Raw genomic sequence first — 12,553 nt, forward strand, 5'->3', positions numbered from 1 at the left:
AAAAAAATAATTACTATTTTTATTTAGACTTGTTATAAATAGTATTATATTTGGCAAATCAAATTTTAAATGCCACGGTATGTTACGTATCCTCCTTATCCTTAAAAAACTTATTTCTGTTGTTCCTAACCAAGTAATAAATCTTCGAAAAAAGTTTTCAGACAAATTAGAACAAATTGTATTGCGATAAATTCTGATTTTAAAAATTACAAAGATTATTATGTTCTAAATCTCGGTTTAGAATAAGGCCAAATTCAAACAACATGAAAAAAATTATAACCTCTCTTATGCTTGCTTTTTCGGTATATGATGGATATTCTCAAACAGAAAAAGAAACTGATAGTATTGTTGAAACAACTATAAATGCTTTAGATGAAATTGTGATTAGTAAAAAGAAAGTACTTTACACTCAAAAATCAGATCGTCTTGTTTTTAATGTAGAAAACAGCATCGTGTCTGAAGGTGGAACTGCTCTTGACGTTTTGTCGCGTGCGCCAGGCGTTGTGGTTTCGCAAGATGGCGATTTGTCTATTCGCGGACAACAAGGTGTTGCTGTAATGATAAACGGTAAATTAACACAGCTTTCGCAGAAAGAATTAGCTAATTATTTAAAAACTACAACTTCATCCAATATCAAACAAATTGAAGTAATTACAAACCCTTCTTCTAAATATGATGCGGCTGGAAAAGCGGGTATTATCAATATCATTCTTAAAAAGCCAAACGCTTCGGGTTTAAAAGGGACTGCTTTTGCGAGTTACGGAAGAGGGCGAAAAAACAGAACTAATTCTGGTTTCAATTTAAATTACAATAAAGATAAATGGGGCGTTTTCGGAAATTACAGTTATACTTTCCGTGGCGAAGAAGAGCATAAGACATTCAATCAGACTCAATATACAAGTCTTACACATCAAGAAATTGCTTCTACAAATCACCAAACTTCTATTACAGATGAGCCTTTGACTTCTAATAATTTTAAAATTGGAACACAATACGAGGTTTCGCCCAAAACCAATTTAGAGCTTTATGTAGACGCTAAAATTGGACGCTATCAAAATATGGCAGACGGAACGAATAAGGTCTTTAATACTACAAATCAGCTCATTTTTGATGCCTTGACTTATAACGACAGTAAAGAAAAATGGTTTGATTATACATATGCTTTTTCTGGTACACATAAATTTAATGACGAAGGAAAAAATATGGTTTTTGATTTTGAATACGAAACTTCAAAGTTTAGATCTAATCAGTTCCAGAGTGCCGATAATACTGCAAACGCTACTGTTGTAAACGATCGTCGCGGTTATATTCCTTCTCAATTAAGAGTTTTTACAGGAAAAGTCGATTTTGTAAATCCGTTCAAGGAAAAACAATCTATTGAGTGGGGTTTTAAAGCCAGCATTAAAAACAATGATAATCCATCGGTTTATGAATATTATGAAAACAACCAATGGCTTATCGATTTTAATTCGACCAATCATTTTGAATATAACGAACAGATTTATCGTCGCTTATGCAAATTACAAATATCAGTTAGAAAAATTAAACATTCAGGCTGGTTTAAGAAGCGAATACACGGCAATCAATATCGATCAGAAAACTCTAAATGAAGAGCATAAAGATGATTATTTGAAATGGTTTCCGAGTCTTTCTTTAAAATATGAATTTACAAGCAATCATTCTGCACATGCATCTTACAGTAAAAGAATCAATAGACCAAGCCAGTTTGATTTGAATCCGTTTCGTTTTTACGATGATTCATTCAATTATTCGCAAGGAAATCCAAACTTGATTCCAGAGATTACACATGCTATGGAAATTGGTTACGCTTGGAAAAGCAATTTTATGGCTTCTCTTTATTTTAATAGCACTAAAGATGTTTTTACAGAAGTGTACAATTATAATCCTGACAACAATACAACGATTACAACTCAGATAAATGTTGACAAATCATACAATTACGGAGTTAATATTACCAATACGGCTGAGTTAAACAAATGGTGGTCTGTAAACACTTTATTTAATGTTTTTGAGAATAAATTTATGGGAGAGATTTTAAACAGTAATACTATTGATCCTATAATGACAGTAAATCTGAGTGTTCAAAATTCTTTTACTATAACTGAAACCTTGAAAGCAGAAGGAAATGCACAATATCAATCAAAATCTAATCTTGGAATTTACCAAAGAGATGGTTTCTTTGATTTTAGCATCGGAATATCTAAACAAGTTTTAGCCAAAAAAGGAAGCATCAAACTCAATTTTACTGATGTTTTCAATACTAATAATTTCTACATTAAATCGGCAGTTGCGCAAACTACTATTGATAAAAAATATGATTTAGATAATCGTATTGCGACAATTGCATTTACATACCGTATATAAAATTCGTTCTTTAAATACCTTGTTTTTTGTTTTTTTTTGTGTTAGTTAAGAGCCTGTTCCTTCAAACAGGCTCTTCTACATTTAATAATGTGCTTAGTTTTATTGTTGCAACCTTAGCAATAGTAAACAGATGAAACAATTCACTAATTTTTCTAATTATAGAAACTTCTGGAATCATTCGCTCTTTAAATTTTACCGATACGAGCTATCATTTAACTATTAAAGCGCAATTAAATTCAGAATCATTTACATTCTAAAATCTTTAAAATTAAATCTTTTGCTTTTTATAGATATAAAAAATCTTTCAATTAAGAGCATAAAAAAAGTCCTTTTAAAGCTTATTTCACTTCAAAAAGACTCTTCAAAAAACAATTGTAACGGCTAGCTTTTCTTTGTTTTCTTCTTTCTTCCCCACCAAATATAAAAACCGGTAATAGGTAAACTCGCGCAGATTAAACTTGCTGTAAAATAGAGAATTTTGGTTGTTATTCCGCCAATTGCGCCAACATGAAGGCTATAATTTGAACGACTCATCCAATCGTGGAATTTCTCATCTCCTATATATTTTTTAGAATTTGGAAGCAATTCTAATGTTTTCTGGTCAAAATATAAATCTCTCCAATTCCCGTTGTGCATATCGGTACATGCGTAAAAATTATCTTTCGGTTCATCTGGAAAATGAATAATTACGGCCTCATGATTCTGCTTCGCAATTTCTTTACGAACTCGATTAAAAATAATATCCGCAGAAGTCAGCATATCATATTTAGGTTTTAAAAGTGTATCCGATTTTATTTCAGCAACAACTTCTTTCTTTTCTTTTTCATTGCTAAAACCTCCAGTAATCCAGTAGGTGCTTTCTCTTACCCAATGAAAACTCATGATTAAACCTGTTAACGCAATCAAAAATGCTAAAAGAAGCGAGTAAAACCCTAAAACATTATGCAGATCATAATTAAGCCTTTTAAATTTGGCACTCCATTTAATTTTGAAACTATTATTGATGGTTGTTTTATTCCACTTTTTAGGAAACCATAAAATAATACCGCTTATCAATAAAAAGAAGAAAATTAAAGTTGCCCAAGATGTTACTGCAGTTCCTACTTCTCTACCCAACCAAACATAACGGTGTCCTTCATCAATTTCATGAAAAAAATCTTCATGATCAACCATTCCGGTTATTTTTCCATTATAAGGGTTTACATAAATCAAAGAATCAGATGCAACATCAACTTTTATTGTTTTATCTAAACCGTTATACCATAAGCCGTGAATGTCTTTTCCTGGCAATTCTTTCTTAACAGCAAGCATATATTTTAGAAGGAGGCAAAACTCTATCTGCACTTTGAGCTTCAACTTTAAGCCACGGAGAAGTTAGTTCTTTTATTTCATGTTCAAAAACCAAAATGCAGCCTGTAATTCCCATTATAAAAACTACAATTCCAGAAGCAAGTCCGAGCCACAGATGCAGCCAAGCATTGATTTTACTGAATCTTGATTTTCCTTTATTTGGAGGTTTATTTAAACGTTTTTTAAAAATATTCATTGCAATTTAAATTTGAGAAGATTACAAAAAAGTGTAAAAACAAAATGGCCTGAGGATTATGTTCATAATGCCTCAAGCCATTTTTTAATGTATAAAATTAATATGTAAGTTTACCAATTGTAGGCAAATAAAGGCCTTCTTTGATAAGAGCTCCAGCTTTTGCAACACCAGTCGCGATATCGATTTGATAAACACGTGCTTCGTCTCCTGTAACAAAACTTTTGTATGCTTTTCCGTTATCTACAAGCAAACTTCCTAACCCAAAAAACTCATCTCCACCATGATCAGGCAAGCCTGTTACAGCAAGAATAGTTTTATTTGATAAATCTAAAATAGCCGACTTGAAAATTGTTTTTGTATTTAAGAAACTGTAAACTGCATTAACAGCATCTACATCATTAGGAATATAAGAAATGAAAACTTTTTCTCCGCCTAATGGATAAGTCGCAAGAACTTTTCCTTTTAATGTACTTTCTTCCAAATTGAAGAAGTAACCTGGATCAAACTTAGCATCTCCTTTTTTGATGCGTAAAATTCCTGAAGCAGCAGTTGTAACAGGATATCCTCCTGCACGTGCATTAGATGAAAATGTATAAACATCTCCAGATTCTGTCTGAACAATTCCGGTATTTGTATAATACATTCCAATTGCAGTTGTTCTAGTATCTTTTATTGTTGTAACATATTCCAAAGAAGGATATTTGTAAATTCTAACAGTCGCATCAGATGATAATACTTTATTTGTTCCGTCTGTTACATCTTTAGTGTAAACAGGAACAAAAAGTTTATCTCCTGATACAGCAACTCCAGTTGGCCAGTATAAAACCTTTTTGTTAGCTGGGTCTACAGCAAAATCATTAAACTTACGTCCTTCTATAGAAACAGTTGCAGGATTGTAAATCATAAGTTCATAATCTGATGAACTTCCGTCCCAAGTTGCACCAATATTGACTAGTTTTTTGTCATCTGTATAACCAACAGCATAAGACGATTCGAAAGCTAGTTTTCCTGCTTGTATAAGTTTTCCACTGCTGTTAAGTTTAAAAGAAGCAGCTCCTTCATCATCAGTACTTAAAGCAAAAAATGTATTTTCGATAGGAAAACAAGATCCGTTTTGTTCAATTCCAACTCCTTTAGCACTGATTTCGCCAGTCATTAACTGGTCTATAGAATTAAAATCAAGAATATACTGTGTATAATCGTCAAGCCAATAAGAGGCAACATATTTAGTACCATTTACCGTTGGTTCGGTTGGTTCGGTCGAATCATTATTATCACTACTACATGAAAAAATAGAAAGTGACAGACAAGCCAATGCAAAGCATTTTGCAAATTTGTTTACAAACATGATTAAAAGTATTAAGGGTTATTATTATTTTAATTATTGAAGAAAGTATCTAAACTTAACTGAGAAGGAACGTCCTGGCTTTTGAACTTTAAAATAGTCGTACACCTTTACATCAGTAATGTTTCGGCACTCAAAAGCCAGATTATATGTTCCGTTTAAGAAAGAATATGCAACCATTGCATTTTGAGTAAATTGTTCTGGAATTGCCTTTTTAGTTTCTAAGCTTCCTAAAACTGGCCAAGTCAGATAAAAATCGTCTATATAATTTGCACTTGCGTTTAGAGAAAGTCGATCTCCTTTATATTTGACATTTTTAAAATTGAAAGTCAGATCGGCATTTCCAAAAAAGATTGGAACGTTTGGCAATTGTGCGTCATATAGCGCATCTGGAATTGCTGTTCCAGATTTAAATTTATTTTTGTTGAGACTTTTTTGATAAGTACCATTTACTTCGAAAGTAAGCAGATCTTTATATCCATATCTAAAAACTCCGTCGATACCCGTTATTTGTACATTTTGAAGATTTTCATAAACGGTTTTATCTCCGTCTTGTTTCTCTCTGATAAAATCTTTTGCTTGTCTGTATATCAAACTTGTTTCGGCACTAAAATGATTTTTGGTTTGTTGAGTAAGAAATGCCAATCCAAAATTTGCATTATCACTACTTTCGGGTTTCAAGCCAATATTACTGTTGATTGTTAATCCGTCACCTAGCATTTCTGTCGCTGATGGCAAGCGATAAGCATGTTCAAATGAACCTTTTATTTGAAATTTATCCGACAAATGATAAGCCGAAGTAGCCCCATAGCCATAATTATTTGACGATGCAGATTGGCTAATCGAATTGGTAACCATTTTGGTTGACAGATCGTACATCTTACCAAAAGCAGAAATTGCAAGTCGGTTATCCAGACCGCTAAAATTGTATCCAAAACCTAAAATGCCTTTATCGATAGTAGGTTCACCAAGATCGACAACTTTTTGAAACTCTTCAGTTGCCTTTCTTTTATATGCTAGATAAGTATAATTTAAAGCAACAGAATGTTGGTTATTTAACTGATATTTCAAATTGGATGTGAATTGCGCATTTGCCTCATCGTATACATAAATTGTTTTGTTGCCCAATTCTCCTTTATCTCCAGCATTGGCAAACTGCCTGTAAACGTAATTTCCAGTCCAATCATAAACTCTCGACGAAGTATCGATAGAGCGATTGTTTACTAGAGCATATGTAGAATTAATATTCAAAGACAAACCTTTAGTAAAAAGATTGTCTTTTTTATATTTTAAAGATGTGATAAAACTTTGACTGTCTGTAAAAGCTTGTCCAACAACTTTCTGCATGGTTCTTCCCTGTTGAATTTCTTTCTTGTTTCCTGCCATCGCAAAACCAACAAGCAAATAATCTGCAAAATTTCTATTCTTAAATCCTGCTTCAGCCATTACTGTACCCGACTTATATCCATCATGGAAATGCTTATATTTTTGTTCTGGCAAAAATTTAGAAGTATTTTTATCTACCACACTTACATCAACTTTATAATCATTATCAGAGTAATTAGCGAATGCATTAATGTTGGCTATAAAACCATCTCTACCAGAAAATCTCGTATTTACAGCGGCTCTGTGCGTATTAAACGAACCATAACTGTATGAAGCGTCTATGTAACGGTTTACATTTTTGTTGGTTACAATATTTACAGCTCCTCCCAACGCATCAGCTCCTAATTCTATTGGCACAACTCCTTTGTAAACATCGATTCTTTCTGCCATATTTACTGGAATGTTATTCAATGTAAGTGCAGATCCATAACTGTCCATAGGCACGCCATCCAAGAAAAACTTAACCTGACTTCCTGAAAATCCATTTAGAGAAAAATTAAATGCAGAACCCAATCCTCCATATTCGCGAATACGAACTCCAGTTGTTTTATTCAAAACCTGATTTAAATCTGCAGAGGTATTGTAGGTTTTCTTAAGATCAACTGCGGTAATATTATAAGCCTGTTCCCTAACACGCTGTACTTTAGATTTACCTGTTACAGCTACTTCATTTAAAGTCGCCATATCTTCTTCAATGGTAATATCTTCAACAGTTTTAGCGCTCTCTTTTACAATTATTGCTGTTTCTGTAGCTTTATAACCTGTATATGCAACTACTAATGTATAGTTGCCAGGCGCAACCGTAAATTTATATTCTCCCTTACTATTAGTTAGTGTAGCATAAGGAGTTCCTTTCAGCGCAACCGAAACTCCTTCCTGCGGTTTCCCAGCATTTAAAATAACTCCGTTTAAACTCGATTTGTTCTTTTGTGAATACCCTTGAAATGAAATTAACAGAATTGTAAGCAAGAGCAATAATCTAGATAGTTGCATTATAATTTTTTGAATTTGAAAATTAAAGTGCTCCAAATTTAAGGCCTTCAGCAAGCTTTCACAATACTATTTTTAATTATTCTAAATAAAAGTATTATTTAACTTTAAAAAATAGAAATCAATAAAAAATATATTCTTTCTTAAGAAATAATTAAGATTAAATTAATATTACATTAAAAAAAACGACCTGAAGAGTTAAATATTTCTGTCTTTTTTTAAATGAAATCCAAAATAAAAGACATAAAAAAAGCCCGCTTCAAAATAAGCGGGCTCTTAAAATAGATCTTTAATTATTAGATTTCCATATCTAAAATCGTTTGCTTCATTTCTTCAATCACTAATTTGATATCCTTTTCGGTTGTTCGCCAATTTACAAAAGAGGCTCTAATCCCTTTTTTGTTTTGATAAATTGTTGGTGTCATAAATACTTTTCCAGTATCATTCAACGCAGATAGAAACTGGTTTACTTTGTCTTGATTGTGTTTTCCTTTTAGCGTAAAGCAAACATTATTTAAACGTATTGGCGCTAATAGTTCAAAATCATTTTCGATTAAAGCATTTCCAAAGTGCAAAGCCAATGCTATACTGCCCTCGATAAGATCTTTGAAACCTTCTTTTCCATACGCTTTAAGCGAAAACCAAGCTGGTAATGCACGTAAACGACGCGAATTTTCAGGAAGTACGTTTAGATAATTAAAATTTTCTAACGGATTTCCTAAATATGGTGCATTAGAATTTTGAAATGTTTCAATTTGCAGGTTAATATGATCTTTTTTAATTAAAAAGAAAGCACTTTCATAAGGCACATTCAGCCATTTATGGCAATCAATCGTAATACTGTCTGCCCCTTCCCAACCTTTTACCAAATGATTATATTTATCTGAAACCGCTGCAAATCCACCGAAAGCACCATCAATATGCCACCAGAAATTGTACTTTTCTTTTAATGCAAGCAATTGCTTCAAAATCGTCAAAATCGGCAGTATTTACAGTTCCCGCACTAGAAATCAAGATGAAAGGTTTTCCTTCTAACTTCTTTATATTTTCTTCCAAATCAGCAATATCAAGAGCTTCACGATTTCCTTCGATTGTTTTTACAGTTGTATAATTTTGGCTTCCAATTCCTAAAAGCGATAAACATTTTATAGAAGAAGAGTGCGGCGTTGCTGTTAGAATATTGACAGTTTCTGAAATTCCGTCTTTAGCGAAATCTTTCCCGAATTGCTTACCAAACCATTGTCTGGCAACACCAAGAGATGTAAAGTTTGACATGGTAGCGCCTGTCACAAATCCGCCTAAAAATGTGTCCGGAAGATCTAACAGCTGCAGACAATAAATTGATTGTTTCAAACTCTATTAATGCCGAAGCACCACCTTGTGCTTTTACAGCCTGAGTGTTTTGATCGTAAATAGATGCCAACCAGTCGCCCACGATAGATGCTGGAGTTGAACCACCTGTTACAAAGCCCCAATATCTTGGTCCTGGAGAAGAAACCATCAAAGGAGCTAATCTTTCGTTGAATTCTCTTAAAGCTTCAATCGAGCCTAATCCTAATTCGTTTAAAGCTGTTTTGGGATTAATTGTATAAGTGTTTGAAGTTGGAATATTTTCTATGTCATTCAGAAAATCAATCCCTTGTTGTTTTGTTTTTTCTAAGATATTCTCAAAATTGTCGAGATCTTGCTTTAGTATTGAATTCATTTTTCTATTAAACTAATTTTTCATCTAATTTAATGAATAATTGCCCTTAGATTTATAGTGAAATAAACTTTTTTTAGCGTTTTAAAGTGAAGTGTCCCTTATAAATCTTGCCATTTGCTCTTGTCACTACAAACCAATAATCTGTTGCTGGCAAATCTATTCCGTTGAGTTTTCCGTCCCAAAAAGTATAAGCATTCAGTTCTTTTATGAATTTTCCGTATCTATCAAATATTTTAGTATTGATTTCGGGTTCTGTTTCAGAGAACTTTATTCCCCAAGTATCATTGTAACCGTCTTGATTCGGAGTAAAAAACTTTGGATAATTCAATAAAAAGACTTCTTGATTTACAGTTCCACAGCCGTTTTTATCTCGAACATAAACAATGTAATCTCCTGTTGTTAATCCTGAGAAAATGTTATTGTCTTGATAAGTGTTTCCATCAATTGAATATTCGTAATTACCAAGACTTGTGTCTGCTAATTCAACTTCAATACTATTGTCAGCATCTGTCCAATCTTTGACAGAAAGATTCTTGATTTCAGCAGTATTCGAGAGTTTTACCTGAAAATCTTTTGTAGATGAACAAATAACACCACCGTGATTTTGTGTAACCATCACAGAATATGAGCCAGCTTCTGTAATGATTATCGATTCTGTCGTAGCTTGGGTTGACCATAAATAACTTTCAAAACCAGAACCTGCATGAACCTCAACCTCTTTATTTTGGCATAACGAAACGACATCAGAAATTACGATGATAGGCACATTTACTAATGTTAAATTTAATTCAGCAATTTGATAGCATTTATCATTAGAATCTATTCGAACATAAATTAATGTTGTGTCAGCTGATAAAGTATAACTAGTTTCATCTGTAATTTGATTCGATACTGTTTGATTTTCTGCTCCAGATAAAGTCGTATAGTAGGTAAACGTACATGAACTGCATTCTGCTATCTGATTATTATAACTCTTTAGATTTATAACTTCAGATCCATTATTTAATTCATCGCAAACATTAGCCGAAATATTATTAAATGCTAAAGATGGGGCAACTATAGAAACCGAGACTGTCAGACGGCTTACACTTTCACAGCCATTTATAGTCTGAGAAGCATAATAGGTTGCCCCATTTGTTAAACTTGTTGAAGAAGATAAAACTACTCCGTTTGATATACTATCATACCAAACTATATTGGTTCCTGCAACTGTTAAGTTTGCGATTGTTGGTTTTTGAGTGGTACAAAAATCTTGCTGTAAATCACCTGTTGGAGCTGGAGTATTTTGAATATTGATCGCAATTGGAGTTCTTTCACTTTCGCAAACAGCAATAGTTTGAGAAGCGTAATATGTTTTGTTTTGCAAAATGGTAGTATTGGGCAATAAGTTTCCATTTGTTTGAGCATCATACCATTTGATGTTTTGTCCCGTAACACTAACATCACTCAATGTTGCATTTTGCTGTAGGCAGAAAAGTTGCGGACTCACAGCTGTAACAAGCGGCTCTTGATTAATGTAAGCCTTTATCTCGACTTCATTTGGCAATAATGAAATACAACCTAAATTGTTTTTTATCAAAACCTTATAAATTCCTGGAACTAAATTATTCTTTGAATTTGAAACTCCCCAAGTTAGTCCGTTATCAAAACTATACGCTGAAGCCGAATCAGAAATTGTAATTGTTCCTGTTGCTGAAATACAATCTGGCTGTACAATCGAAACTGCTGGAGTTGGCGGATAACCCGGTGGTACCAAAATAGAAACCAACACTGCTGTAGTTTCGCAATTAGAACTATTTCTAGTTTTAATCTGATAGTCTCCTGCTTCTAAACCTGTTTTATAGTTACTCGTTGACCATGTTGTGCCATTGTCAAAACTATACTCGTAATCGATGCTTGTGATTGTAATTGTTCCTAAAGGATTCGAACAAATTACAGGCTGTGTAACCGAAAATGAAGGAGTCGCATTTGATGAAGTTACAGAATTTATATGTGCCACTACAGGAGTTGAAGCACAGCCTGTATTTAATTTTGTAGTAACCTTATAATCGCCTCCCGACAAACCAGAAAAAATACCCGATGTTTGATAATTCGTCCCATCAATACTATAAGCCGTATTGGCTGTTGTAGCAATAATAATAGTTCCGCTGGGTACATCGCATGTTGGTTGCACTGTCGTGAAAACTGGGGCAATGGAGCTTTCATTGATTTTAAAACTAATAGTATTTGACACGACTCTACAAGTAGTCGATGAAATATTACTGCTTTGTGCTACCGCCATGCGATACAAGTAAGTCCCAGCTGTAGAATTGGGAACAAAAGTATAAGTTAGTGCGTTTGCGCCCGAAATATCAATCCAAGTTGTTCCGTTATCGCCGCTAACCTGCCACTGGTAAGCTGGATTTGAATATCCTGAAGAAACTGTTCCCGCAAGTGTATAACTTTGTGTATCGCCTTGACAAATCGTTAAATTCGTATTTGTATTGTTTTGTACTGATGAAGTAACTGTCGGACCGCAGGCACGAAAAGTAATATCGTCCAAAGCAATATCATTTCCAGGCGCTGCTCCTGCTTTATTGTTTCGCATTCTAATTACAACTGTAGGAATGCCTGTAGGTGTTGTAAAGTAAAAGCCATACTGTTTCCAGATAGCACTAGAACTTAAACCAATATCTCCGGTATTGTAAGTTCCTAATATAGTTCCAGAAGTTGATTCAATTGTGAAAGTAATATTGGGCGGACTAGTATCATTTGATCGCAATAAATTCATAATCCACGCAACAAACTCATATGTAGTATCTGGGCAAAGTCCCGTAACGGTATTTTTATAAAAATAATCGGTTGTAGAAAGACTTGCATTAACTACCATCATATATCCTCCACCGGTATGATCTGTTGTAGTCCACCAAGTTCCTGGTGTGTTAGTTGTTTTTTCAATGGTATAAGAACCATCATTGGGAAAATCTGCTGTTGTATAAGTATAACTTGTAATTCCAGTTCCTAAAGCAGTTCCATGTGATGAAGTACCAGTACCGAAATCAATTTTGACAACGGCATCGCCTAAACTTCCTGTGCACAGCTGAGCGTGCACATGGAAGCAGACAATAAATAGAAATACAACAAAAAAAGTTTTACCTTTCAAAATAAATCAATTACTCGGTAAAACTACTGTTTAATAAGTCATTACATTAATGTT

7 protein-coding genes and 1 pseudogene are annotated in these 12,553 nt (G+C 33.5%); 2 read left to right on the top strand and 6 right to left on the bottom strand.

Features of this window, described 5'->3' with window-relative positions; genetic code table 11:
* Nucleotides 1-263 precede the first annotated feature (263 nt).
* Both P5P87_RS13740 and P5P87_RS13745 read left to right on the top strand, forming a co-directional pair.
* Nucleotides 264-1,610, top strand: coding sequence for a TonB-dependent receptor plug domain-containing protein (locus tag P5P87_RS13740; protein ID WP_278019652.1), 1,347 nt, complete (start codon nt 264-266; stop codon nt 1,608-1,610).
* Nucleotides 1,549-2,385 carry an outer membrane beta-barrel family protein gene (locus P5P87_RS13745; protein ID WP_278022796.1) on the top strand — a complete coding sequence of 279 codons (837 nt, stop codon included), beginning with the start codon at nt 1,549-1,551 and terminating at the stop codon, nt 2,383-2,385. Before P5P87_RS13740 ends, P5P87_RS13745 begins: the two co-directional genes overlap by 62 nt.
* A gap of 381 nt (nt 2,386-2,766) precedes the next feature.
* On the opposite strand, the gene P5P87_RS13750 is transcribed toward P5P87_RS13745, so the two are convergent.
* The 6 genes and pseudogenes from P5P87_RS13750 to P5P87_RS13775 form a co-directional block, all read right to left on the bottom strand.
* Entirely contained in the window at nt 2,767-3,696 is a 930-nt protein-coding gene (locus tag P5P87_RS13750; RefSeq protein WP_278019653.1) for a PepSY-associated TM helix domain-containing protein, read from the bottom strand.
* On the bottom strand, nt 3,683-3,931 hold the full coding sequence (locus tag P5P87_RS13755; RefSeq protein ID WP_278019654.1) for a PepSY domain-containing protein: 249 nt from the start codon (nt 3,929-3,931) through the stop codon (nt 3,683-3,685). The genes P5P87_RS13750 and P5P87_RS13755 overlap by 14 nt, the downstream gene beginning before the upstream one ends.
* A gap of 97 nt (nt 3,932-4,028) precedes the next feature.
* Nucleotides 4,029-5,279: a DUF4374 domain-containing protein gene (locus tag P5P87_RS13760; RefSeq protein WP_278019655.1), complete on the bottom strand. Its 1,251-nt coding sequence runs from the start codon at nt 5,277-5,279 to the stop codon at nt 4,029-4,031.
* Between the two features lie 33 nt (nt 5,280-5,312).
* Nucleotides 5,313-7,631 (bottom strand): TonB-dependent receptor, encoded by a 2,319-nt coding sequence (locus P5P87_RS13765; RefSeq protein ID WP_278019656.1) that lies wholly within the window; start codon nt 7,629-7,631, stop codon nt 5,313-5,315.
* 317 nt (nt 7,632-7,948) lie between these two features.
* Nucleotides 7,949-9,357 (bottom strand): annotated as a pseudogene (locus P5P87_RS13770) (pyridoxal phosphate-dependent decarboxylase family protein).
* Nucleotides 9,358-9,430: 73 nt separating this feature from the next.
* The gene (locus P5P87_RS13775) at nt 9,431-12,499 is read right to left on the bottom strand and encodes a T9SS type B sorting domain-containing protein (protein ID WP_278019657.1); all 3,069 of its coding nucleotides are present in this window, start codon (nt 12,497-12,499) and stop codon (nt 9,431-9,433) included.
* Nucleotides 12,500-12,553 lie beyond the last annotated feature (54 nt).

It is taken from the genome of Flavobacterium ginsengisoli (assembly GCF_029625315.1).
GTDB classification, from domain to species: Bacteria; Bacteroidota; Bacteroidia; order Flavobacteriales; family Flavobacteriaceae; genus Flavobacterium; species Flavobacterium ginsengisoli.